Source organism: Wenxinia marina DSM 24838, assembly GCF_000379485.1.
Taxonomy (GTDB): domain Bacteria; phylum Pseudomonadota; class Alphaproteobacteria; order Rhodobacterales; family Rhodobacteraceae; genus Wenxinia; species Wenxinia marina.
The window spans coordinates 18,160-41,327 of record NZ_KB902277.1 but is presented as its reverse complement, the minus strand read 5'-3'; the positions used below and the strand labels follow the sequence as shown (position 1 = coordinate 41,327).

Here is a 23,168-nt window from a genome sequence, read left to right as displayed (position 1 = left end):
CAGCCGTTCCCGAGAGGCCCCGGAGGGAGGTCAGAAGATCTCGCGCCAGCCCTTGCTGTAGAGCGCGAACGGGCCGCCGCCGAACAGGGCGAGCGGCAGGCTGAGGACGGCTGCCAGAAGCGGCATCGCGTCGGGCACGGGAGTGGCGGCGCCGACGAGGACAGCGTGGCCGGAGATCAGGACCGTCGCGATCACCGCCATCACCCGTGTCCGCACGCCGAACAGCAGCCAGATGCCGGCGACAGCGAGCATCGCGCCGATCGCGATCTCGGCCGGGCCCTGCAGGCTCCGGCTGCCAAGGAACAGGACTGCGCAGGAGGCGCAGACCATCGCCATGCCCATGCGGCACGGAAGAAGGATCGAAGGATTCATCGTACTCAACCTCAAGGGGTGCACGGGGACTGACGCCCCGATTAAACCCAAGGTTGAGCCGATCTTGGAGGCGATCAACCCTGTTTGCTGCGAGATCGCGCTTGCGTTTTCGCAACCGGTCCGGCCCGGTCCTGCGCCCGGGCGCAGGCGGCGACGATCCACTCCAGCACGCGATCGATGGCCGGGTCGTTCCGGCGGGTCTCGTGGTAGGCGCTCCACAGATCGACCGACCAGGAGGCGCCGCCCGGATCGAGCGGCTGAAGGACGTCGTCGAAGGACAGCGCAGTGTCGGGAAGGGGCCCCGGCAGGCCCGACGAGCGCATGAGGCTGGCAAGCGTGTTGTAGGTGTCGACGCGCAGCGACGGCGGCCGGCCGAAGCGGGCGAGGCCCAGCTGCATCGGCCCGCTCGCCTCGGTCCAGCCGGTCAGGCCGGCCCAGTCGCCGGTCTCCTCCGCATCGGGCCGGCCGTAGAGGCGGACGTCGAGGCGGCCGACCTTGCGGGTCATCAGGCGCCCCGCGGGCGGCATGTCGAAGCGGACGATGATGTCGTGATCGCCGAGGCCGTCCCCGCTGACCCGGTCGATCAGAGTCAGCTCGATCCCGCCGAGCGCGTGCGGCGCGTCGCGCAGCATCGGAAGGAGGGCGCCCAGCGTCACGACGGGCGGCGCGCCCAGGCGGATCGGGACGCGCTCGGTCAACGTCATCGCCCGCGCCCGGTTCAGCTCCAGCGCGAGGCGGGCCTCGACGGTCTCGGCGATGTCGATCAGGGGCAGGATGGACGAGGCCGGAACCCACCCCTCTGCCGTCTTGGCGAAGGGGGGATAGCCGAGCCGCGTGCCCAGCCGTTCGATTCGGCGCGAGACGGTGGCTACGTTGGAGCCGAGCCGCTTGGCGGCCTCGGTCATGGTGCCGCATCTGGCGAGAGCCAGGAGGAAGCGGAGGTCATCCCAGTTCTGCATAGCTCGCGGGTCCACTCGCCGACCGGGTGCAGTCTTGTGCCGCAGCGGCGGCGAAACAACATGGCTTCCCTCGGGAAGCCTTCGCGGACCGGAGCCGGATGTGGCGCCCGTGCATCACGGGCGCCATCGTCACGCCTCGGGGGGCGCTTCGGGCGCTTCGGGCGGCGGCTCGCCGGCCTCGGCCGCGGCCTCTTCCGCCTGTTCGGCGATCCAGGCCACGCCCACAACCTCCTCGCCGCGGCCGGTGTCGAAGACCTTGACGCCGCCGGCCGTGCGCGAGCGGAACGAGATGCCCTCGACCGGCACACGGATCGACTGGCCGGTGGAGGTGACGAGCATGATCTGGTCGCCCATCTCGACCGGGAAGGACGAGACGATGCGGCCGCCGCGCATGGCGCGGTCCATCGCGCCGACGCCCTGGCCGCCACGGCCGCGGACCGGATAGTCGTGGCTCGACGACAGCTTGCCGGCGCCGCGGGAGGTGATGGTGAGGATCAGGTTCTCGGACGCGGACATCTCGGCGTAGCGCTCCGAGCTGATCGCGCCGGCCACCGCCTCGTCGTCCTCGTCGGCCTCGGCCTCCTCGGTCACGCCGGCCATCGCGCGGCGCATCTTGAGGTAGCCGGCCCGCTCCTCCGGGGTCGCCTCGAAGTGCCGGATGACCGACATGGAGACGACCTCGTCGCCGTCCGCAAGGCGGATGCCGCGGACGCCCACGCTGGCACGGGAGTTGAAAACCCGCACGTCGGTCGAGGGGAAGCGGATCGCCCGTCCGCGGGCGGTGACCAGCATCACGTCGTCCTCGGGCGAGGCGATGCGCGCGTTGATCAGGCGCATTCCCTCGTTCTCGTCCTCGAACTTCATCGCGATCTTGCCGGCGCGGTTCACGTTGGTGAAGTCGCTGAGCGCGTTGCGCCGCACGGTCCCCGCCGAGGTGGCGAACACGATCTGCAGTTCGTCCCAGTCCTCCTCGGGGCGGTCGACCGGCATGATCGCGGCGATCGAGACGCCCTGCGGGATCGGCAGGATGTTCACGATCGCCTTGCCGCGCGCGGTCCGGCTGCCCAGCGGCAGGCGCCAGGTCTTCAGCTTGTAGGCCATGCCGTCGGTGGTGAAGAACAGCAGCTGATCGTGCGTGTTGGCGACGAACAGCGTCGTGACGACGTCATCCTCCTTGGTCTGCATGCTGCCCAGACCCTTGCCGCCGCGCCGCTGGCTGCGGAATTCGGCCAAGGGCGTGCGCTTGATGTAGCCGCCTTGCGTGACGGTCACGACCATGTCCTCGCGCTCGATCAGGTCCTCGTCGTCGAGGTCCCCGGCCCAGTCCGCGATCTCGGTCCGCCGCGGCACGGCGAAGAGATCGCGCACCTCGGTCAGCTCGTCGCGGATGATGCCGAGGATGCGCTCGCGCGACCGCAGGATGTCGAGGTAGTCCTTGATCTTGGCGGCCAGGTCCTGCAGCTCGTCCGTCACTTCCTTGACGCCGATCTGGGTGAGACGCTGCAGCCGCAGGTCGAGGATCGCGCGGGCCTGCACCTCGGACAGGTTGTAGGTCCCGTCCTCGTTGATCGTGTGGGTCGGATCGTCGATCAGCCGGATGTAGTCGGCGATGTCGTGCGCCGGCCAGCGCCGCTCCATCAGCTTCTCGCGCGCCTCGGCGGCGTCGGCGCTGGAGCGGATGGTGGCGACCACCTCGTCAACGTTGGTCACCGCGACGGCGAGACCGCAGAGGATGTGAGAGCGCTCGCGCGCCTTGTTCAGCTCGAACGCGGTGCGGCGGGCGATCACCTCCTCGCGGAATTCGAGGAAGTAATGCAGGAAGTTGCGCAGCGTCAGCTGCTCGGGCTTGCCGCCGTTCAGCGCCAGCATGTTGCAGCCGAAGCTGACCTGCATCGGCGTGAAGCGGAACAGCTGGTTCAGCACCACTTCGGCGGTGGCGTCGCGGCGCAGCTCGACCACCACGCGCACGCCGTGGCGGTCGCTCTCGTCCTGGACGTGGGCGATGCCCTCGATCCGCCTGTCGCGGGCGGCGTCGGCGATCCGCTCGATCATCGTCGCCTTGTTCACCTGGTAGGGGATCTCGTCGACGACGATGGCCCAGCGGTCGCGGCGGATCTCCTCCACGTGGGTCTTGGCGCGGATGATGACGCTGCCGCGGCCTTCGAGGTAGGCCTTCCGTGCGCCGGAGCGGCCCAGCATCACGCCGCCGGTCGGGAAATCGGGGCCGGGCACGTACTCCATCAGCTGCTCGGAGCTGAGGTCGGGCTCGTCGATCAGCGCCAGCGTCGCGTCGATGACCTCGCCGAGGTTGTGGGGCGGGATGTTGGTCGCCATGCCGACGGCGATGCCGCCCGCGCCATTGACCAGCATGTTCGGGAACCGCGCCGGCAGGACCGTCGGCTCCTCGTCCTTGCCGTCGTAGTTGTCCTGGAAGTCGACCGTGTCCTTGTCGATGTCCGCGATCAGGAACGACGCGGCCCGCGCCATCCGCACCTCGGTATAACGGAACGCCGCCGGCGGATCGCCGTCCATCGAGCCGAAGTTGCCCTGACCGTCCAGCAGCGGCAGCGACATCGAGAAGTCCTGCGCCATCCGCACCAGCGCGTCGTAGATCGCGCTGTCGCCGTGCGGGTGGTACTTGCCCATCGTGTCCGCGACCGGGCGCGAGGATTTGCGGTAGGGCTTGTCGTGCGTGTTCCCGACCTCGTCCATCGCGTAGATGATCCGCCGGTGCACCGGCTTCAGCCCGTCGCGCAGGTCGGGGATCGCCCGGGAGACGATCACGCTCATCGCGTAGTCGAGGTAGGCGGTCTTCATCTCGTGCGCGATCGAGACCGAAGGTCCGCCCCATGCCGGTCTTTCGGGCGGCGCGCCCTCTTCTTCGTCGTCGCTCGGGGGGACGGGGGTGTCGCTCACGCTTGCCGCCTTTCCGGACCGCTCACAATATCTGGGTGATATTGGCTATATAGGGACCAAGGATGGGGTGCAACAGACCTGAGCCGCCCAAACTGGCAGCCGCAGGCGCTAGTGGCTAATAGATTGAGTTAATTGACTTTTGCCGGGCCTATGCTCTCATTTTCCCATGGCGTCAAGACCAGGAGCAGACCACGATGCCCGACACCACCCCGTCCGAGACCGAGCTCATGCTGAAGGGCTACGGCCTCACCACGGCGGAACTTTTCTACCGCATGCCGGATTATCGTAACGTTCTCAACACCTTCGTCTGGCAGGACTACGATCTGGCCCCCGACCACGAGAAGCTGTTCGGCTTCATCGAGTTCTGGCAGGAGCAGATCGAGGGACCGCTCCACTCGGTGCGGTTCGTCCATCGCAAGATGATCTCGCCCGGCGAGTGGCGGAACGTGACGGGGGAGTTCGTGTACCACTGACGCCGGGCAGCGCTGAAAATTCTCGAATTTTCAGCTGGTCCCGGACAAAATTCGTCGAATTTTGACCGGTTCCAAGAGGGAAATTCGACGAATTTCTTTCGCGCTCCGGCTTAGTCGTCCGCCGGCGCCGCCCGCATGACCATGCCGAACAAATCCCGCGGATCGTCGGGGTCCGCGAGCAGGTCCAGCTCGGCGTGCAGGCCCGTCTCCAGCGCGGCCGTTCGCGCCCAGCGCAGCGCCGCAAAATCCTCGATCGCGAAGCCGACGCTGTCGAACAGCGTCACCTCGGTCGCCGACCGCCGCCCCGGCGCGGTGCCGGCGATCACCTGCCACAGCTCGGTCACCGGATGGTCCGGGTCCAGCTGCTGGATCTCGCCCTCCACCCGGGTCTGAGGCGGGTATTCCACGAAGATCGACGCCCGGTGCAGGATGCCCGCGGCGAGTTCGGTCTTGCCCGGGCAGTCGCCGCCGACAGCGTTCAGGTGCACGCCCGCGCCGACCATGTTGTCCGACAGGATCGTCGCGTTCCGCTTGTCCGCGGTCGAGGTGGTGACGATGCCCGCCCCCTCGATCGCCTCCTCGGCCGACCCGCAGGACGTCACCCGCAGGCCCGTCCCGGCGAGGTTGCGCGCCGCCTTCTCCGTCGCCCGGCCGTCGATGTCCCACAGGCGCACGTCGGTGATGCCGCACAGCTCGGCGAAGGCGAGGCACTGGAACTCGCACTGCGCGCCGTTGCCGATCACGGCCATGGTCGCGGTCTCGGGCGCCAGGTACTTCGCTGCGAGCGCCGACATCGCCGCCGTCCGCAGCGCGGTGAGGATCGTCATCTCGGACAGCAGCACCGGGTAGCCCGTCGCCATGTCCGCGAGCAGCCCGAACGCGGTGACGGTCTGGAGGCCCCCCGCGGCATTCTTCGGATGACCGTTCACGTACTTGAAGCCGTACGTCTCGCCGTCGGCCGTCGGCATCAGCTCGATCACGCCGAGCGGGTGGTGCGCCGGGATCCGCGGCGTCTTGTCGAAGCTCTCCCAGCGGCGGAAGTCGGCCTCGATCTCGCCCGCGATGGCCCGCAGCGCCGGCCGCAGGCCGACGCGGTGGACGATGCGCATCATGTGCTCGACGCTGACGAACGGGACCAGCGCCTTGGGGCCGGGTGCCGTCACGCGTAGCTCCGCGTCGGGCGGTCGAAGACGCGGCGGCCGAACAGGCTCGCCGTCAGTTCGACCATGAGCGAGGCGGTGCGGCCCTTCTCGTCGAGGAACGGGTTCAGCTCCACCAGGTCGAGCGAGCGGACGAGACCGCTGTCGGACAGCATCTCCATCGCCAGGTGTCCCTCGCGCACCGTGGCGCCGCCGGGGACCGTGGTGCCGACGGCCGGCGCGACCGAGGGATCGAGGAAGTCGACGTCGAGAGAGACGTGCAGCAGGCCACGCGCCGCCGCGACCCTGTCGAGGAAGGCCGCCAGGGGCGCACGGATGCCCTCCTCGTCGATCTGGCGCATGTCGACGAGCATGGCGTTCCCCGCCTCCAGCGCCTCGCGCTCGGGCGGGTCGACGCTGCGCAGGCCGATCATGCCGACATTCTCGATCGGCACCCTCGCCGCCAACTTGGGGAACGCCTCGAAGCCGTCGCGGCCGGTGACGTAGGCGACCGGCGTGCCGTGCAGGTTGCCCGTCTCGGTCGTGATCGGCGTGTGGAAGTCGGAATGCGCGTCCAGCCACAGCACGAAGAGGGGCTTGTCCTCGCGCGCCGCGACCGCCGCCATGCCCGAGACGGAGCCGAGAGACAGCGCATGGTCCCCGCCCATGAAGACCGGCACGCCGTCCGGCGCGGCGCTCTCGGCCGCCCGGCGCAGGGCCGAGGTCCAGCCGACGCACTCGGCCAGCGAATGAACCGCCGGATTGGGGCAGGGCGCCACGGCCGCGTCGTCTGGGACGACGTTGCCGAGGTCCACCGCCTCGTGGCCGAGGCGCGTCAGCGCGTCGCCGAGGCCGGCGGTACGGTAGGCGTCGGGGCCCATCAGGCAGCCCCGCCGCCGCTTGCCGGCGTCCATCGGGGCGCCGATGAGGAGGATCCTGGTCATGGGGTCGATGATGGGGCGGGCCGGGCCGTCTGACCAGCCCCGCCGCGGGGTCAGCGCCCCGTCAGCCCTTCGCGCGCGCGGCCGCGACCCAGACGACGACCAGCAGGGCGGACAGGATCGCGTTCCAGTTCGCCATCGACAGCCCCCACAGGAACGGCGTGAAGACGTCGCACAGCACCGGCGCCGGGCCGTCGGTGGACAGAAGGTCGCCGCCGAGGCCGGGGCCGACGCCGGTGCAGCTCGCCGGGCCCTCCCACCAGCCGCGCTCGACCCCGGTGTGGAAGATCGCGATGCCGGTCGTCGTCGCCGCGGCGAGCGCGCCCAGCCAGGCCAGGCCCCGCCAGCCGGTCGCCAGCGCGATCACCCCGATCGCGATCGCGGCGGCGTGCGGCCAGCGCTGCCACAGGCACATCGCGCAGGGCTGCCAGCCCAACGACTGGAACAGGAAGGCGCCGCCGAGAAGGGCGACGGAGCCGAGGGTGGCCAGAAGGATCAGCGGCGAGCGCATCTAGAGGAACCTCACGAGTGCGAAGCCGCCGACGAGGGCGGCCGTGAAGAGGGCGGTCAGGAGGCCGAGCCGGCGCTCGATGAAGTCGCGCACCGGCGGCCCGATCCAGCGCAGGAGGCCCGCGACGAGGAAGAAGCGGCCTGCGCGCGCGACGATGGACGAGACGACGAAGACCGGCAAGGACAGGCCGGTCGCGCCGGAGGCGAGGGTGATGACCTTGAACGGGAACGGGGTGACGCCGGCGATCAGCACCGCCCAGGCGCCCCAGTCGTTGTAGCGCGCGGCGAAGGCGGCGAAATCCTCTCCCTTGCCATAGAAGTCGAGGATCGGCCGGGCGACGGCCTCGTAGAGGCCCCATCCGATCGCGTAGCCGAGCAACGCACCGGCGACCGACGCGGCGGTGCAGATCGCCGCGATGATCCAGGCGCGGTCCGGCCGGGCCAGCACCATCGGCACCATCAGCGCGTCGGGCGGGATCGGAAACACGGACGATTCGGCGAAGCTGACGAGGGCGAGCGCGGGCTCGGCCCGGCGGTGACCCGCCAGCGCCATCGTCGCGTCGTACATCCTGCGCAGCATGGAAAGGGAACCGCCCCTGCGTTTTCGTCCTTAGCGCACGGGGGCGCCGCGTGGTCAACTGCCTCCGTCAAGGCAAGCGGAGTGCAGGCGATGCAATGGCGTGGACGGCGGGGCAGCCGCAACATCCAGGACCGGCGCCGCTCCGGCGGCGGGGGTCTCGCGGTCGGCGGGGCCGGCGGCCTCGGGGTGCTGGCGATCGTCGTGGTCGGCTATTTCCTCGGCGTCGATCTCACGCCCCTGCTGGGCGGAAGCGACGGCGCGGTGCAGACCGGTGCCCAGCGCGAACTGACGCAGGACGAGGAAGAGGCGGGGCAGTTCGTCTCGGTGGTCCTGGCCGACACCGAACAGGTGTGGGGCCAGGTCTTCCCCGAGCAGCTGAACGCGACCTATCAGCCCCCGGTCCTCGTCCTGTTTTCCGGCCGCACCAGTTCTGCCTGCGGCGTGGCCGGGTCGGCGACGGGACCGTTCTACTGCCCGCCCGACCAGCAGGTCTACCTCGACACGGACTTCTTCGTGACCCTGCAGCAGCAGCTGGGGGCCGGCGGCGACTTCGCCGCGGCCTACGTCGTCGCGCACGAGGTCGCGCACCACGTTCAGAACCTGACGGGCACCCTGGGCGAGGCGAACCGCGTCCGCGGGCAGGTGGGCGAGGCGCAGTCGAACGCGATCTCCGTCCGGATCGAGCTGCAGGCGGACTGCTATGCCGGTCTGTGGGCCCGCCTCGCGGAGGACCGCCTCGGCGTGATCGAGCGGGGGGACATCGCCGAGGCGATGAACGCCGCCAGCCGCATCGGCGACGACACGCTGCAGCGCCAGTCCGGGCAGGTCGTCCGCCCCGACAGCTTCACCCACGGCACGTCGGAGCAGCGCCAGCGCTGGTTCGCCCGCGGCTACGAAGAGCCGCTCATGGCCAACTGCGACACCTTCTCGGCCGAGCGCCTGTAGCGGACACGGCCGAGCGTCCGAGACGGACGCCTTCGCGGCAGATTGACGGAACAGGGGCGCCCGGCTACTGCGAGGGCGGCCGGCCGGCGTGGCGGAATGGTAGACGCAGCGGATTCAAAATCCGCCGATGGCAACATCGTGAGAGTTCGAGTCTCTCCGCCGGCACCAACTTTCCTTTCCAAATGCCGAACCGGCCTGTCGAAAACCTCTCCGATCGTTACGATTCGGCTAGTCGGTCGAGATTTCGGCCGCAATGGGACGCGAGCCGGGCGATTGGTTCCAGACCGCCTACGACGCGGGCGCCAGGCGGTCGGACGCCGCGTCAACCGCCAGCGCCGATCCACGGCGGACCTTCCGTTTCCGGCGCGGCTACAAATTCCATTCGGAGTGCAACCCTCGCGTGCAGGAGGCGCTCGGGCAGACCAAGATGCTGCGGCCTCAAGCGCTGAATGTGCCATCGGCGGTAGGGAAAATCGGAAACAATCCTTCCCGGGGGGAGTGAGCGTCTCCTGAAAAGGGACGTATTTTCAGACCAGTGAGGCTCCCGTCAGGTCGATTTACCAACACTTTTCTCTTTGTTCGACACAAGCCTGCCTCTATCACTCTTCGTGTCCCCTCCGAGGGGCCCGGCCATGGGGGTGGCCGGCGCGAGCCAGTTTCGGCCCGCGAAAGTGAAAGTGTCTGCACAGGGCGTCCCTTGCCTCGTCGCGGAACAAGGACTCACCGCTTCGGCGATCGTCGAAGCGTGCGGGATCGTGCACCTGAACGGTGCCGTCCCGTCCAGACATGTGTGCGGCCACGCCGCCGCCGCCGCCCGCGGCGTGTAGAGGAGACAGTGGAATGCCCGTTACGGTTCAAGGTACGTCCGGAGACGACGTCATCGGCGGCGCGCAGGTCGACACCAGCGCCGACCGCCAGGACATAATCTATGCCGGAGGCGGCGAGGACGTGGTCCACGCCGGCGAGGGTGACGACATCGTCGAGATGGGCGACGACCAGGACACCGCGTACGGCGGGCCCGGGAACGATACCATCGACGGCGGCGCCGGCGACGACATCCTGTGGGGCGGGTCGGGCGACGATCTGCTGAAGGGCGGCACCGGGAACGACACGCTCAAGGGCGGCGAGGGGTCGGACACGGTCATCGGCGGTGAAGGCAAGGACTGGGTCGCCGGGGGCGCCGATCGCGACGTCCTGTTCGCGGGCGCCGGCGACTATGCCGACGGCGGCTCGGAAGGCGACGACTGGGATGTCCTCGACCTGACGGGCCTCGGCAACTACCGCCTCGACAACCTGGTGACCGACTCGAACGGCAACGGCTACAACGGCACGGTCGTGTTCCTCGACGAGCACGGCAACGAGACCGGCGAGACGATCGACTTCGACGAGATCGAGGAGTTCAAGAACAACCCGCCGCCGCCGCCGCCTCCGGGTCCGGACGGCACGGTCGAGGGCACGTCGGGCGACGACATCATCGACCTCGGCTATACCGGCGACCCGGAAGGTGACCGCATCGACAACGACGATGCGCTGCTGCCGGGCGAGTTCGGCGACGACGACCTCGTCTACGGGTTCGGCGGCAACGACGTGATCCGCGGCCTCGAGGGCAACGACGAGATCTACGGCGGCGCCGGCAACGACTCGATCTCGGGCGGCAACGGCGACGACTCGATCTTCGGCAACATCGGCGACGACACGCTGAACGGCGGCGCCGGCAACGACTACATCCAGGACAGCCTCGGTGCCGACAGCGTCGACGGCGGCTCCGGCGACGACGAGATCCGTCTCTCCGGCCCGCAGGGCGACAGCGTGATGGGCGGCTCGGGCAACGACAGCATCTACGGCGGCGACGGCGACGACCACATCGACAGCAGCGACGGCAACATCGGCCTGTTCGACAATCCGTACCCGCCGCTGCCGACCGATCCGGACCCCTACAACGATCGCGACACCGTCGACGGCGGCCGCGGCAACGACTGGATCCGCACCGGCGACGACAGCGACGAGGTGAAGGGCGGCGCCGGCGACGACCGGGTCGATGCGGGCATCGACGACGACACCGTCTGGGGCAACCAGGGCGACGACACCCTCATCGGCAACGAGGGCAACGACACGATCTACGGCGGCGCCGGCAACGACACGATCTACGGCGGCTTCGAGACGCCGACGGTCGATAGCCTGTACATTCGTGATGACGAGGGCGACCTCGTCACCGACAACGGCCTCGACGTGATCTATGCCGGCGCCGGCAACGACACCGTCTATGGCGCCGACGACGACGACACCATGTACGGTGGCGGCGGCGACGACTACCTCGACGGGCAGATCGACGACGACACGATCCACGGCGACCGCGGCAACGACACCGTCATCGGCGGCCAGGGCAACGACGAACTGTACGGCGGCAACGATCGCGACATCTTCTTCGGCGGGAACGGCGGCGATTACGTCGACGGCGGCTCGGGCGGCGACGATTTCGACGTGCTCGACCTGACCGGCGTCGACTTCGACTCGATCACCTACACCTCCGAGGACCGCGAGGACGGCTACGTCACCTTCGGCGACGGCTCGCGTCTCGACTTCATCGAGATCGAGAACATCGTGCCCTGCTTCACCCCCGGCACCGTCATCGCGACCCCGCGGGGCGAGCGGCTGGTCGAGGAGCTGCGCGAGGGCGACCGGATCATCACCCGCGACAACGGCATCCAGGAGATCCGCTGGGTCGGCACCAAGGTGATGTCGGGCAAGGCGCTGATGTCCGCGCCGCACCTGCAGCCGGTGCTGATCCGCGCCGGCGCCCTCGGCAACGGCCTGCCCGAGCGGGACACCATCGTCTCGCCGAACCACCGGGTTCTCGTCAGCGGCGAGCGGACGCAGCTCTACTTCGAGGAGAGCGAGGTTCTCGCCTCGGCCAAGCACCTCGTCGGCGCGCCGGGCATCCACTCGGTCGAGGCGATGAGCGTCACCTACGTGCACTTCATGTTCGACCGCCACGAGGTCGTCCTGTCGAACGGGGCCTGGACCGAAAGCTTCCAGCCCGGCGACTGGAGCCTGAAGGGCATCGGCGACGCGCAGCGCTCCGAAATCTTCGAACTGTTCCCCGAGCTGAAGTCGGCCGAGGGGCTGGAAGGCTACCAGGCCGCCCGTCGCTCGCTGAAGAAGCACGAGGCCCGGCTGTTGGTTGCGCGGTAGACTTTGGTTGCAGCCCTGTCCCGCCGGCGTCCCGGGGACGCCGGCGCGGACGGATCGAGGGGGAAGCGCGGGGGGGCGCTTCCCCCTTTTCACGTCTCGGGGGCCGAGCCGGACCGGAACGCGGCCCATGCCTCCGGGGTGTCCAGGTCCAGCGTGGCGGCCCGGCCAGGCAGGGGCACGAGGTGGGTCCGGTCCCGGTGCGCGGCGACGACCGCCTTCGCGCCGTCGTCGCCGCCGAGCCGGGCGAAGCCGGGCCGCAGCGAGCCGTCGAACAGGATCGGGTGGCCCGGCGTTCCGTCAGCCGCGGCGCCGCGCCAGATCAGCGCGTGCGGCGCGGCCGAGGGGGCGGCGAGGACGGCGGCGATCTCGTCCGGCCCGATCAGCGGCAGGTCGGCGAGGAGGACGAGGAGGCGCGCCGCCTCGGGCAGCGCCTTGACGCCGTCGCGCAATGTGCCGCCCATGCCGTCCGCGCTGCCTGGCAGGACCAGGCGCACCACGTCCAGCCCGTCGAGCAGCCGGGCGCGGGGATGGTCCAAGGCGGGCAGCGCGACATGCACCGGCTCACCGCTCGCCACCGCCGCGCCTGCGATCCGGGTCAGGAGCGGCACGCCGTCCACGGTCTCGGCCAGCTTGTCGCGGCCGCGCATGCGCGACGACAGGCCGGCGGCGAGGATCAGGATCGGGGTCATCCGGCGAAGCTAGACAGCGGCAGGTCCGCCGGCAACGGGGCAGGGGCCGCGCGCGGCACAGGAGGATCGTCGACAACCGGTGGAATCCCGCCCCGGGCGCGACCCGGGGCCTCGCGCAACCAAGCCTGTATGCCGCCCCGCCGTCGGGTCCGAGGCCCTAACGGGACGCGGCACCCGGTCCCGCGGGGCCCCGGCTCAGGGCCGGGGCGGGCCGGCCCTTGGGCACACGTTCCCGGGAGGCGACCCCGCTCACGCCCTCATCCGCGGATCGTCCCAGAGGGGCGCGGTCCGCACCGTCGCTGCCCGCCGCGCGCCCAGGATCTCCACCTCCACCGCGCGCCCGTCCGCGATCGCCTCCGGCGGCAGGAACCCCATCGCCACCGACTGGCCGGTCCAGTGCGAGTATCCGCCCGAGGTGCAGAAGCCCCGCACGGCGCCGTCCAGCCAGATCGGCTCCCACCCCGAGACGTCGGCGTCCGCCGCCTCCACCACCATCGTGCAGAGCCGCCGGGACGGCTCCCGCGCGGCCAGCGCGGCCTCGCGGCCGATCCAGCCCTCCCGCGACCAGTCCAGGAACCGTCCGAGACCGGTCTCGGCCGGCGTGTAGTCGGGCGTGTATTCCCGGCCCCACGAGCCGAACCCGCGGTCGAGCCTGAGGCTCATCATCGCCCGCATCCCGAACGGCGCGAGGCCGAGGTCCGCGCCCGCGCCCCACAGCACGTCCCACAGGTGCCGCTGCGAGGTGGCGTCGGCGTAGATCTCGTAGCCGAGGTCGCCGGTGTAGCTGACCCGCAGCACGAGGCAATCCGCCATGCCGACCGTCATCCGTGCCGCGCCGAGGAAGGGAAGGGCGCCCGCGTCGGCGTTCGTCACCCGGCCGAGCAGCTCCGCCGCGCGCGGCCCCGCGATCTGGAAGCCGGTCCAGCGGTCCGAGATGTTCTCGACCACCGCGCCCTCGCCCGCGTGCCGCTCGAACCAGCGCATGTGCCAGCCCTGCGCGCCGTAGGACGCGGTCAGCTGGAACGCCTGCGGCCCCAGCCGCGCGATGGTGAAGTCGCCGATCAGCCTGCCGCTGTCGGCCAGCATCGGCGACAGCGAGATGCGCCCTTCCGCCGGCAGCCGCCCGGCCATCACACGCGACAGCCACGCCTCGGCGCCAGCGCCCGTCACGCGGTACTTGCCGAAGTTCTGCAGCTCGTTGATGCCGACCCGCTCGCGGACCGCCCGCACCTCGCGCGCCGTGGCCTCCCACGCGTCCGAGCGGCGAAAGCTCGGCGTCTCGACCCGCGGCTCGCCGCCTCGGGCGAACCAGTTCGCGACCTCCAGGCCGTACTGCTGGCCCCAGACGGCGCCCATTCGGTCGAAGGTGTCGTACATCGCGGTCATCCGGAACGGCCGCGCCGCCGGGCGTTCCTCGTTGGGATAGGAGACGGAGAACCGCATCCGGTAGTTCTCGACCACCTTCGGCACGGTGTAGCCCGGCGTCGTCCAGGTGCCGAAGCGGGCGACGTCGAAGCCGCGGGGATCGCGCTCCACCTCGCCCTCGATCATCCACTGCGCGAGGGCGAGGCCCATCCCGCCGCCCTGGCTGAAGCCGGCCATGACTGCGCAGGCGGACCAGTAGTTCCGCAGCCCCGGCACCGGCCCGATCAGCGGGTTGCCGTCGGGCGCGAAGGTGAAGGGGCCGTGGATCACCCGCTTGACGCCCGCCCGCTCCAGCACCGGGAAGCGGCGGTAGGCGAAGGCGATGCTGTCCTCCACCTTGTCGAGGTTGTCGGGCAGCAGCTCGTGCCCGAACTCCCACGGCGTGCCGGCGAGGCCCCACGGCTCGGGCGCCTTCTCGTAGAAGCCGATGCACAGGCCGCGGCCTTCCTGCCGCAGGTAGCTCTCGCCGCCGGGGTCCATGACGTGCGGGAACTCCTTCCCGCGGTCGAGGAAGGCGACGATCTCGGGGATCTCGTCCGTCACGAGGTACTGGTGCGCCATCGGCAGCAGCGGCAGGTAGACGCCCGCCATCGCGCCGACCTCGCGCGCCCACAGGCCGGCGGCGTTCACCACGTGCTCGGCGTGGATGGTGCCCTGTTCGGTCACGACGTCCCAGGTCCCATCCGGGCGAGGGTTGGTCTCCAGCACCCGGTTGTGCAGCACGATCTCCGCCCCGCCCATCCGCGCCGCCCGGGCATAGGCGTGAGTCGTCCCGGACGGGTCGAGGTGCCCGTCGAGCGGGTCGTACAGCGCGCCGAGCAACCCGTCGGTGTTCACCTGCCCGTCGGTCATCTCGGCCACCTCGGCCGGCGACAGGATCGCCGTGTCGAGGCCCATGTAGCGGTGCTTCGCCCGCTCCGCCTTCAGCTGGTCCATCCGCTGCGGGCTGTCCGCCAAGGTGATCCCGCCCACGTGATGCAGGCCGCAGGACAGGCCCGTCAGCTCCTCCAGCTCGCGGTAGAGGCGGATCGTGTAGCCCTGCAGCGCCGCCATGTTGGTGTCGCCGTTGAGGGTGTGAAAGCCCCCGGCCGCGTGCCAGGTGGAGCCGGAGGTCAGCTCCGACCGCTCGATCAGCATCACGTCCGACCAGCCCAGCTTCGTCAGGTGATAGAGGACCGAGCAGCCGACCACGCCGCCGCCGATCACCGCCACCCGCGTCGTCGTCCTCATCGCCCGCACTCCCCCGTCCGCTTTCCGCCGAGCTTGGCAAGGGCGGCACGGCCCGGACGGTCGGATTGCGACCGATCGCGTCGGTTCTGGCCCGTGCATGGCTGCGGATCTTCAGGATGCCCGCAGCCCTCACGGAGGGCGGCGGCTGGCCGCGGTCGGACGCACCGCCGCTTTTCCGGTAGCGGGTTCATGCCGCGGTGCCCGCGTGACCTCGACCATCCCGCCGCGAGAAAGCGTCTGTCCGGGACCGGAGGCTGCCTGCCCGGGCATGCCGCTCCGGCTACGGCCCGCCGGTCATCGCGCCCCTCCCACCGGTCCGGGCGGGGGCGCCTTGGCGAAATGCTCCAGCTGGTCGGCGAGCGCGATCCGGAACGCCGGGCGCGCCGTGGCGCGGGCCAGGTAGGTGGCGACGGCCGGGTGCCCGTCCAGCCCGCCGCGGCGGTCCGGCCCGCGCAGCACGTCGGCGAGCGCGATGTCGGCGGCCGAGAAGGCGCCGGCGATCCACTCCCGCCCCGTCAGCTCCCGCTCCAGCCCGTCCAGCCGCCGGCCCAGCGTGGCCGGCGGCTCCGCCCCCTTCGCCACGGCGCTGGCCCAGGCAACGGCATGCGGCTCGACCGAGTTGAGCGCGGCGAAGATCCACTGCGTCACCACGGCGCGCCCGGCCTCGTCCTGTGGCATCAGCGCCGGGCTCCGGCGGCCCAGCCAGCAGAGGATGGCGCCACTCTCGAAGAGGCAGAGGTCGCCGTCCTGAAGGTACGGCACCTGCGCGAACGGCTGCCGCGCCAGGTGGTCGGCGCCGCGGTCCACCGCGTTGGTCGTCCGGACCTCGTAGGGCAGGCCCGCCTCCTCCAGCGCCCAGCGCACGCGCAGGTCGCGAACATAGCCGCGCGGCCCCTCGGGCACCCAGTCGAACGTAGTCAGGATCAGCGGCTGCATGGAGCGAGCCTGGCCACGACGCGGTCGGCCGGTCAAGCCGTCACCGGCGCCCCGCAGCCGCGACGAAGTCTCGCGCGATCTCGACCGACGCCTGCGTCGGACTAGGACGTGCCGTGACGCGAGAAGCGGGGGACGGCGGAATGAAGGGGATCCTGCGGACGCTGCGCCGCCTGTCGCGGCGCCTCTACGTGAGGATCGCGCTCGTCGCCTCGCTCGCGATCATCGCGCTGCTGATCGCGCAGATCGTCGGCGGCTACATCGGCGAGAGCCTGGTCGAGGAGATCGGCACCGACGCCGTCCATCGTCTTCTCGACATCATCGCGACCTCGATGCTGACGGTCACGACCTTCTCGCTGACGGTGATGGTCTCGGTGTTCCGGTCCTCGTCCCAGCAGTTCACGCCGCGGACGCACCGCGAGCTGATGAAGGACACGCGCACGCAGACCGCGCTCGCCACCTTCATCGGCGCCTACATCTACGCCCTCATCGCCATCGTCCTGTCCGAACGGCCGGGCTTCACCAAGGCCGACGAGGCGGCGCTCTACCTCACCACGCTCCTCGTGCTCGCGCTGATCGTCGGCCAGATGATCCGCTGGATGATCCACCTGCAGAGCGTCGGCTCGCTGCTGCATGTCGGGGCCGGGATCGAGCGCGAGGCGATCCGGGCGACAGAAGCGCGCTCGGGCGACTTCTGGGAGCGGCTCGGCGCGCCGCCGGACCACATCCCGCAAGGGCGGCGCATCTGCGCGGAGGAGTGCGCCTACGTCCAGGCGCTGAATCCCGAGCCGCTGATCGAGGCTGCCGAGGAGGCGGGCGCGCGCGTGCACCTCGCCGTCGGGCCCGGCAGCTTCATCGACGTGGGCGATGTGCTGGCGGTGGTCGAGGGCGGCGGCGGGGAGGAGCTGGACCAGGCCGTGCGGGACGCCCTTCACCTCGGCGTGCTGCGGACCACCGAGCAGGACCCGCGCTTCGGCCTGATCCTGCTGTCCGAGCTGGGATCCAAGGCGCTGTCGCCCGGCATCAACGACCCCGGAACCGCGATCGACGTGCTGGGCCGCATCGCCCGGGTGCTGGAATGCTGGCGCCCCTGCGCCCCGGCGGAAGGCGCGGTGGTCACCGCGCCCCGGATCGAGGCCGAGACGCTGGTGGTGAATGCGTTCGAGGCCATCGCCCGCGACGGCGCCGGCCTCGCCGAGGTGCAGATCTTCCTGCAGAAGCGTCTCGCCGCCCTCGGCCGGTCGGCCGATCCCGGGCTCGCCGCCGCGGCCCGCGCCTGCGCCGCCCGCGCGATGGAGCGGGTGCGCCGCGAGATAGACGACCCGTTCGACGTGGCACGGGTCGAGGCGGCGGCGGCCGTCAGGGAATGATCCGCGTGTACTTCGTGCCCTCGATCGTGGCGCCGACCCGCAGGCCGGTCTGCGCGAAGATCACCGCGATCACCGGCAGACGCGAGGTCGTCGTCTCGGCCCGCAGCGTCTCGCCCTGGTCGAGGTAGGCGTACTCGATGTCGCCGCCCACCGCCCAGCCGTCGGACTGGCGGAAGTTGAGCAGCGACTCCGCCGTCATGAAGAACAGGACGTGGGAATATTGCTGCGCGCCCAGCTGCAGGCCGCCCGACAGCGAGGACTGCGAGTAGTAGTCCACCGTCGCGCCCCGCACGCGGAGCGCGCCGCGCCCGTAGGTGCCGCCGAGGCCGAGACCGACCTCGGTCACCACCGGCATGACCAGCATGCCCGCCGAGCGGGCCATCAGGTCCTGCGTGCCCGGGTAGGCGCCGAACATGTAGTTGACCGTCTGGTCGACGCGGCTGTCGATGATGGCGGCCCCGTCGCCGCCGATGCCGTTGCCGCAGGCGGCGAGCGTGCCCCCCGCCAGCAGGCCGAGGGTCAGTCCCCGGCGCGTGATCCGTGCCATGTCTGGTCTTTCCTGCCGATGCCTCTCGCCGTCGCCCCGTTGGGTCGGGGTCTTCCGGTGAGGGCACTATAGGCAGGTTCCCGCCCGCTGTCATCCACATGGGATGGGGCCGGGCGAGGGTCCGCCGGCGGGCGGTCAGGTGCGCAGCCAGACGGCGAGCGGGCCGAGATCGGCGAAGCCGAGGGCGAGGAACGGGGCGGGGTCCGCCTCCCACGCCACGACGGCCCGGTCGAGCCATGTGGCTGCGATGCCGGCGATGCGTGAGGGCAGGTCCTCCGGCGGTCCGAACAGGTTCGACAGGCCGACCGTGCCCGCGGGCCCCTCGTTCAGGACGGCGCCCGCGATCAGGCGCCGCGCCAGTCGCCAGCCGACGATCCGCACCTCCGGCAGGGCGAGAAGGCCCGACCGCCAGACCTCGGCGCCGCCGTCCCACGCCGCGGCCCAGTCGCGCAGGCCGTCGCGGCCGATCCGCTCCGGCGCGTGCGCCGGCTCGGGTCGTGGGGCCGGGAAGCCGATCCAGCGCGCCTCGATCAGCCGGCGGAAGCCGAGAGGGCTCAGGTCGTGGCGCCCCGTCGCGTCCTTCACCCCCGCGCCCTCGGGCAGCCGGACCAGGCCGTCGGGTCTCTCCGGCGCCGTCAGGACCGCCGACGGGTAGAGCGGCAGCGGCGCGTCCCAGGTGACGTAGCCGTCGCCGAACGGCGTCACCCGCCGCCCGTTCGCCGACAGCACGGCCCGGCACAGCGCGACGTTGTTCGCGATCGCCTCCGCCGCCGAGGGTGCGCCCATCCCGCTCTCTCCTGTCGCTCACGTGACCCATAGCGGCGGAACCGCCCCGCCGCCACGGGCGCTTGGGCCGAGACCATGAAGGAGACAGCACGATGAGCAAGGACCGGGACACGATCTGGGACGAGTGGCGCGAGCGCGTGAACATGACGCCGAAGGAGCTGGAGGAGTGGCTCGAGACGGGCGAGTCGAAATCCGTCGGCGACACCGGCGGCGAGGGCGAGTCCACCGGCCACAAGTCCGGCCGCAGGATCATCGAGATCAAGAGCACGAAGAAGGACGACCTGACCGACGACCAGTGGGACCACATGGCCAAGGTCAACGGCTATATCGGCCGCCACACGGCCCAGCGGCCCGACGGTGACGTCGATGAGACGAACTGGCGCTACTCGCTGATGAACTGGGGCCACGACCCGCTCAAGAAGTAGCGGCTGGCCCGGCGCGCCGGGATCGGGTAAGGTGGACGGACGGACACGCGCATGGAGAACGGACAGATGGATCGGACGGCAGTGACGCTCGCCCTTGTCCCTGTCGTCTCCGGAGCTGCCGATGTCCGCCCTGATCCTGTCCGATCTCACCGTCCGCCGTCCTGACGGCTCTCCTCTCTTCGCCCCTGTCACCGTCTCGCTGCCGCCCGGCCTGACCGGGCTCGTGGGTCGCAACGGCTGCGGCAAGACCACCCTTCTCGACGCCATCGCCGGCCGCATCCCGCACGAGGGGACCGCCCGTGCGCCCGGTGCCCTCCGCCGGCTGGAGCAGGCGCCGGACCCGGGCCTGCGCATCGTGGACCTGTTCGGGCAGGGCCGCGCGTGGGACGCGCTGGGTCGCGCCGAGGCGGGGGCGTTCGACGATGCGGACGAGATCGACTGGACGCTGGCCGAGCGGATCGTTGCGGCGTTGTCCCGTATGGACCTGGCTGCGCCGCCCGATGCGCGGGTAGGGGAGCTGTCCGGCGGCGAGGCGCGACGGGCGGCGCTGGCCGCGGTCACCTTCGACGCGCCGGCGGCGATCCTGCTCGACGAGCCGACGAACGATCTGGACGCGGATGGTCAGGCGGCGGTCGCGCGGATGCTGGAGGGGTTCGGCGGGGTCGCTCTGGTGGCCAGTCACGACCGGGCGCTGCTGGAGCGGGCGGATCGGATCGCCGAACTGTCGCCGGAGGGCGTGACGCTCACGGGCGGCGGCTGGTCCGACTGGATCGCCGCCCGGGCGGCGGCGGCGGAGCGGGCCGAAGCGGAGCTGGACCGTGCCCGCGACGCGCGGGCGGCGGCGGGCGCGGCGGCCGAGGCGCGGGCGCAGGCGGCGGCGGGCCGCGGGCGGCAGGGCCGGCGCCTGCGGGCCAGCGGCAGCCACGGCAAGATGCTGATGGACATGCAGAAGCAGCGGGCGGAGAACACCGCCTCGGGCGCGTCGAGGCTGGACGCCCGCGCGATCGAGGCTGCCGACGCCCGCCTTGCCCGCGCCGAGGGCGCCATCCGGCCCGCCGTCGCCCTGCGCTTCGACGCCGCCGCCGCGCCGCTGCCGGAGGGGCGGACGGTCCTGCAGTTGAGCGCGGCCGAGGCGGAGCGCGGCGGCCGGCGCTACGGTCCCGTCGACCTCACCGTCACCGGACCCGAGCGCCTGCGCATCGCGGGCCCCAACGGCGCCGGCAAGTCCACGCTCCTTGCCATGATCTCGGGCGCGCTCCCGCTCACCCGGGGCACCTGCCGCGTCACCCCCGGCCGCGCCTCTCTCGATCAGGCGCTCGCGGCGCCGGATCCGGCCGTGCCCCTCGTCGCGGCCTACCTCGCCCGCCATCCGGCGGCGACGGAGCAGGGCGCCCGCGCCGCGCTTGCCCGCGCCGGCTTTCGCGGGCCAGCGGGCGACCGCGCGGCCGCGACCCTCTCGGGCGGGGAGCGGCTGCGCCTCGGCCTCGCGCTGGTCCTCGGCGCGCCCGAGCCGCCGGAGCTGCTGATCCTCGACGAGCCGACCAACCACCTCGACCTGGAGGCGCTGGAGCTGCTGGAGACCGGCCTCGCCGGCTTCGGCGGGGCGCTGATCCTCGTCACCCACGACGAGGCCTTCGCCGCCGCCCTCCGGCCCACGCGGACGCTGGTCGCGACGCCTGTGGACGACTGTCACGTCGCCTTCACGGAGGCGGGCTAGTGCAGGTGCAGCAAGGACTAAACCTATTGGGCTTGCCAGACGGAAAGTGCCAGATATAGTCCGACCGAAGGCAGGAGCGGGGCTCCCGCTCCGCCCCCGGCACACGGGCGATGGAGTGGAGAGGAGTCCGCTGCGATGGACGGTGATTTCAGGACGAGTTTCGTACGTGAACCGGCGGCGCTGAAGAGCCACCCCGCCCTCGTCCTGAACGCGGACTACCGACCCCTCAGCTACTACCCCCTGTCCCTCTGGCCCTGGCAGGAGGCGATCAAGGCGGTCTGGCTCGACCGGGTCGACATCGTGGCCGAGTACGACGACTTCGTCCACTCGCCCTCGACCCGGATCCGAATACCCTCGGTCGTGGTCGTGAAGGATTTCGTGAAACCCCAGAAGCGCGTGGCCTTCACGCGCTTCAATCTTTTTCTGCGGGACGAATTCTGCTGCCAGTACTGCGGCGCCCGCGGCGACCTGACCTTCGACCACGTGGTCCCGCGCGCCCGCGGCGGCGTGACCAGCTGGGAGAACGTCGTCGCGGCCTGCGCCTCGTGCAACCTGCGCAAGGGCTCGCGCAGCCTGCGGCAGTCGGGCCTGTCGCTGCGCCGCCCGCCGCGCCAGCCGGGGGCCGAGGAGCTGCGGAACATGGGCCGCAAGTTCCCGCCCGGGTACCTGCACGACAGCTGGCTGGACTACCTCTACTGGGACGCCGAGCTCGAGGCCTAGGCGGCGCGGCCCCCGGGGTCGTCCTCCAGCAGCTCGACGCTGTATTTCGCCGTCAGGCCGTGGACCACGGTCGAGGCGAAGATGGTGAAGACGACCACCGCCCACAGGGCGCCCTCGTCGATGAATTCCACGTGCGTGGCGGCGTAGCCGAGGTAGTAGACCGAGCCGATCCCGCGCACCCCGTAGAAGGCGACGACCGCCCGCTCGCGCATCGGCCGGCCCGAGGGGATCAGGCCGACCAGCCCCGCCAGCGGGCGGACCAGCAGGATCAGCCCGAAGCCGATCACGGTGTGCGGCCAGGACAGGTGCCCCCAGAGCAGCGGCATGATGCCGCCAAGCAGCACGAGCAGGATCGCCGTGATCGCATGCTCCACGCTTTCGAGGAAGCCGTGCAGGCGGCCGTGGAAGGCGTGCCCGCTCTCGGCCCGGCGGCAGACCACGCCGGCGACGAAGGCGGCGATGAAGCCGTAGCCCTCGAGAAGTTCGACGAAACCGTAGGTGATGAAGACGCCCGCAAGAGCGATCACGCCGGGGCCCGACGCGGCGAGCGTGTTCCACGACGGCACGGCGAAGAGGATGCGCCCCAGCACCCAGCCGATGGCGGCGCCGAGCAGCACGCCGACGCCGATGCGGTAGGCCACGTCGATCGTCAGCCACTCGGCCAGCCACAGCGACGGCGCCGCCCCCCGCTCGGCGATCAGCAGGGCGAGGTAGACGAAGGGAAAGGCGAGGCCGTCGTTCAGTCCCGCCTCGGTGGTGAGGGCGAAGCGGGCCGGATGCTCGCGCCCCTCGAGCGGCGGGCCGACCTGAATGTCGCCCGCGAGGACCGGATCCGTCGGCGCAAGCACGGCGCCGAGGAGGATCGCGCCCGCGACGGTCATGCCGGCAAGGCTCCACCCCGCGAGGGCGATCGCGGCGATGGTGAGCGGCATCGTGATGGCCAGCAGGCCGATCGTCGGCCGCCAGATGCGCAGGCTCCCCAGCTCGTCGATGCGCAGGCCGGTGCCGAACAGGACGACGATCACCACGAGTTCGGCCGAGATCTCCCACAGGGCCGGATTCTCGGTCGGGTCGATCCCCGTGAAGAGCTGCGGCATGGCGAAGCCCATCAGCACCCCGAAGACCATCAGCAACGCCGTCGCCGCCGGCGCCCGGCGGAAGATCAGCCGCGGCAGCCAGTAGGACAACAGAAGTGCGGTCCCGAGGGCGAGCAGCAGGATGTGATAGGGGTCGAGACCGAAGAAGGCGCTGTCCATCCCTCCATGTGACCGCCCGCGGCCCCCCGGGCAAGGCGGAATC

At 71.0% G+C, this 23,168-nt stretch carries 20 protein-coding genes and 1 tRNA gene; 8 read left to right on the top strand and 13 right to left on the bottom strand.

The genetic code is table 11. From position 1 onward, the window contains the following. Positions 1-30 precede the first annotated feature (30 nt). The 3 genes from A37W_RS0102135 to gyrA form a co-directional block, all read right to left on the bottom strand. Positions 31-372: a hypothetical protein gene (locus tag A37W_RS0102135; RefSeq protein ID WP_156169386.1), complete on the bottom strand. Its 342-nt coding sequence runs from the start codon at positions 370-372 to the stop codon at positions 31-33. A gap of 74 nt (positions 373-446) precedes the next feature. After that, complete coding sequence (locus A37W_RS20755) at positions 447-1,331, bottom strand: LysR family transcriptional regulator (protein WP_018301374.1); 885 nt, start codon at positions 1,329-1,331, stop codon at positions 447-449. A 129-nt stretch (positions 1,332-1,460) separates the two neighbouring features. Continuing rightward, positions 1,461-4,247, bottom strand: a complete 2,787-nt coding sequence (gene gyrA / locus A37W_RS20750; protein WP_040753316.1) for a DNA gyrase subunit A — start codon at positions 4,245-4,247, stop codon at positions 1,461-1,463. A gap of 194 nt (positions 4,248-4,441) precedes the next feature. Here gyrA and A37W_RS0102120 point away from each other — a divergent pair, with 194 nt between their 5' ends. Further along, a complete protein-coding gene (locus tag A37W_RS0102120; RefSeq protein WP_018301372.1) occupies positions 4,442-4,720 on the top strand; it encodes an usg protein in 279 nt (92 codons plus the stop codon). A 110-nt stretch (positions 4,721-4,830) separates the two neighbouring features. Here A37W_RS0102120 and ocd read toward each other — a convergent pair whose 3' ends face one another. From ocd to A37W_RS0102100, 4 genes are all read right to left on the bottom strand, one after another. Then, entirely contained in the window at positions 4,831-5,883 is a 1,053-nt protein-coding gene (ocd, locus tag A37W_RS0102115; protein WP_018301371.1) for an ornithine cyclodeaminase, read from the bottom strand. Next, positions 5,880-6,803, bottom strand: coding sequence for an arginase (gene rocF, locus A37W_RS0102110; protein WP_018301370.1), 924 nt, complete (start codon positions 6,801-6,803; stop codon positions 5,880-5,882). The genes ocd and rocF overlap by 4 nt, the downstream gene beginning before the upstream one ends. 61 nt (positions 6,804-6,864) lie before the next feature. Next, complete coding sequence (locus A37W_RS0102105) at positions 6,865-7,311, bottom strand: disulfide bond formation protein B (protein ID WP_018301369.1); 447 nt, start codon at positions 7,309-7,311, stop codon at positions 6,865-6,867. Beyond that, complete coding sequence (locus tag A37W_RS0102100; protein ID WP_018301368.1) at positions 7,312-7,890, bottom strand: YqaA family protein; 579 nt, start codon at positions 7,888-7,890, stop codon at positions 7,312-7,314. Between the two features lie 90 nt (positions 7,891-7,980). Between A37W_RS0102100 and ypfJ the strand changes: the two genes are divergently transcribed. From ypfJ to A37W_RS20745, 3 genes are all read left to right on the top strand, one after another. After that, entirely contained in the window at positions 7,981-8,835 is an 855-nt protein-coding gene (ypfJ, locus tag A37W_RS0102095) for a KPN_02809 family neutral zinc metallopeptidase (protein ID WP_018301367.1), read from the top strand. Positions 8,836-8,917: 82 nt separating this feature from the next. Then, positions 8,918-9,003, top strand: a tRNA-Leu gene (locus A37W_RS0102090). Between the two features lie 672 nt (positions 9,004-9,675). Next, on the top strand, positions 9,676-12,027 hold the full coding sequence (locus A37W_RS20745; protein WP_018301366.1) for a Hint domain-containing protein: 2,352 nt from the start codon (positions 9,676-9,678) through the stop codon (positions 12,025-12,027). An 89-nt stretch (positions 12,028-12,116) separates the two neighbouring features. Here A37W_RS20745 and A37W_RS0102080 read toward each other — a convergent pair whose 3' ends face one another. From A37W_RS0102080 to A37W_RS0102070, 3 genes are all read right to left on the bottom strand, one after another. After that, on the bottom strand, positions 12,117-12,716 hold the full coding sequence (locus A37W_RS0102080) for a nucleotidyltransferase family protein (protein WP_018301365.1): 600 nt from the start codon (positions 12,714-12,716) through the stop codon (positions 12,117-12,119). A gap of 249 nt (positions 12,717-12,965) precedes the next feature. Then, complete coding sequence (locus A37W_RS0102075) at positions 12,966-15,371, bottom strand: GcvT family protein (protein ID WP_018301364.1); 2,406 nt, start codon at positions 15,369-15,371, stop codon at positions 12,966-12,968. 294 nt (positions 15,372-15,665) lie between these two features. Next, positions 15,666-16,307: a glutathione S-transferase family protein gene (locus A37W_RS0102070; RefSeq protein WP_018301363.1), complete on the bottom strand. Its 642-nt coding sequence runs from the start codon at positions 16,305-16,307 to the stop codon at positions 15,666-15,668. 140 nt (positions 16,308-16,447) lie between these two features. Between A37W_RS0102070 and A37W_RS20740 the strand changes: the two genes are divergently transcribed. Then, complete coding sequence (locus tag A37W_RS20740) at positions 16,448-17,674, top strand: DUF2254 domain-containing protein (RefSeq protein WP_018301362.1); 1,227 nt, start codon at positions 16,448-16,450, stop codon at positions 17,672-17,674. Here A37W_RS20740 and A37W_RS0102060 read toward each other — a convergent pair. After that, the gene (locus A37W_RS0102060) at positions 17,664-18,221 is read right to left on the bottom strand and encodes a lipid-binding SYLF domain-containing protein (RefSeq protein WP_018301361.1); all 558 of its coding nucleotides are present in this window, start codon (positions 18,219-18,221) and stop codon (positions 17,664-17,666) included. The genes A37W_RS20740 and A37W_RS0102060 overlap by 11 nt on opposite strands. Before the next feature lie 135 nt (positions 18,222-18,356). Beyond that, a complete protein-coding gene (locus A37W_RS20735; RefSeq protein WP_018301360.1) occupies positions 18,357-19,007 on the bottom strand; it encodes an enolase-like domain-containing protein in 651 nt (216 codons plus the stop codon). A gap of 92 nt (positions 19,008-19,099) precedes the next feature. On the opposite strand from A37W_RS20735, the gene A37W_RS0102050 reads away from it, so the two are divergent. From A37W_RS0102050 to A37W_RS0102040, 3 genes are all read left to right on the top strand, one after another. After that, a complete protein-coding gene (locus A37W_RS0102050) occupies positions 19,100-19,432 on the top strand; it encodes a DUF3140 domain-containing protein (protein ID WP_018301359.1) in 333 nt (110 codons plus the stop codon). A 121-nt stretch (positions 19,433-19,553) separates the two neighbouring features. Continuing rightward, positions 19,554-21,149, top strand: a complete 1,596-nt coding sequence (locus tag A37W_RS20730; RefSeq protein WP_018301358.1) for an ATP-binding cassette domain-containing protein — start codon at positions 19,554-19,556, stop codon at positions 21,147-21,149. 135 nt (positions 21,150-21,284) lie between these two features. Continuing rightward, positions 21,285-21,869 (top strand): HNH endonuclease, encoded by a 585-nt coding sequence (locus A37W_RS0102040; protein WP_018301357.1) that lies wholly within the window; start codon positions 21,285-21,287, stop codon positions 21,867-21,869. Here A37W_RS0102040 and A37W_RS0102035 read toward each other — a convergent pair. Continuing rightward, positions 21,866-23,125 (bottom strand): cation:proton antiporter, encoded by a 1,260-nt coding sequence (locus tag A37W_RS0102035; RefSeq protein ID WP_018301356.1) that lies wholly within the window; start codon positions 23,123-23,125, stop codon positions 21,866-21,868. The two genes, A37W_RS0102040 and A37W_RS0102035, sit on opposite strands and share 4 nt — an antisense overlap. Positions 23,126-23,168: the final 43 nt, after the last annotated feature.

Coding starts and splice junctions, on each gene's coding strand:
- A37W_RS0102135 (WP_156169386.1), bottom strand. CDS start 372: ATGAATCCTTCGATCCTTCTTCCGTGCCGCATGGGCATGGCGATGGTC.
- A37W_RS20755 (WP_018301374.1), bottom strand. CDS start 1,331: ATGCAGAACTGGGATGACCTCCGCTTCCTCCTGGCTCTCGCCAGATGC.
- A37W_RS0102120 (WP_018301372.1), top strand. CDS start 4,442: ATGCCCGACACCACCCCGTCCGAGACCGAGCTCATGCTGAAGGGCTAC.
- rocF (WP_018301370.1), bottom strand. CDS start 6,803: ATGACCAGGATCCTCCTCATCGGCGCCCCGATGGACGCCGGCAAGCGG.
- A37W_RS0102105 (WP_018301369.1), bottom strand. CDS start 7,311: ATGCGCTCGCCGCTGATCCTTCTGGCCACCCTCGGCTCCGTCGCCCTT.
- A37W_RS0102100 (WP_018301368.1), bottom strand. CDS start 7,890: ATGCTGCGCAGGATGTACGACGCGACGATGGCGCTGGCGGGTCACCGC.
- ypfJ (WP_018301367.1), top strand. CDS start 7,981: ATGCAATGGCGTGGACGGCGGGGCAGCCGCAACATCCAGGACCGGCGC.
- A37W_RS20745 (WP_018301366.1), top strand. CDS start 9,676: ATGCCCGTTACGGTTCAAGGTACGTCCGGAGACGACGTCATCGGCGGC.
- A37W_RS0102080 (WP_018301365.1), bottom strand. CDS start 12,716: ATGACCCCGATCCTGATCCTCGCCGCCGGCCTGTCGTCGCGCATGCGC.
- A37W_RS0102075 (WP_018301364.1), bottom strand. CDS start 15,371: ATGAGGACGACGACGCGGGTGGCGGTGATCGGCGGCGGCGTGGTCGGC.
- A37W_RS0102070 (WP_018301363.1), bottom strand. CDS start 16,307: ATGCAGCCGCTGATCCTGACTACGTTCGACTGGGTGCCCGAGGGGCCG.
- A37W_RS20740 (WP_018301362.1), top strand. CDS start 16,448: ATGAAGGGGATCCTGCGGACGCTGCGCCGCCTGTCGCGGCGCCTCTAC.
- A37W_RS0102060 (WP_018301361.1), bottom strand. CDS start 18,221: ATGGCACGGATCACGCGCCGGGGACTGACCCTCGGCCTGCTGGCGGGG.
- A37W_RS20735 (WP_018301360.1), bottom strand. CDS start 19,007: ATGGGCGCACCCTCGGCGGCGGAGGCGATCGCGAACAACGTCGCGCTG.
- A37W_RS0102050 (WP_018301359.1), top strand. CDS start 19,100: ATGAGCAAGGACCGGGACACGATCTGGGACGAGTGGCGCGAGCGCGTG.
- A37W_RS20730 (WP_018301358.1), top strand. CDS start 19,554: ATGTCCGCCCTGATCCTGTCCGATCTCACCGTCCGCCGTCCTGACGGC.
- A37W_RS0102040 (WP_018301357.1), top strand. CDS start 21,285: ATGGACGGTGATTTCAGGACGAGTTTCGTACGTGAACCGGCGGCGCTG.
- A37W_RS0102035 (WP_018301356.1), bottom strand. CDS start 23,125: ATGGACAGCGCCTTCTTCGGTCTCGACCCCTATCACATCCTGCTGCTC.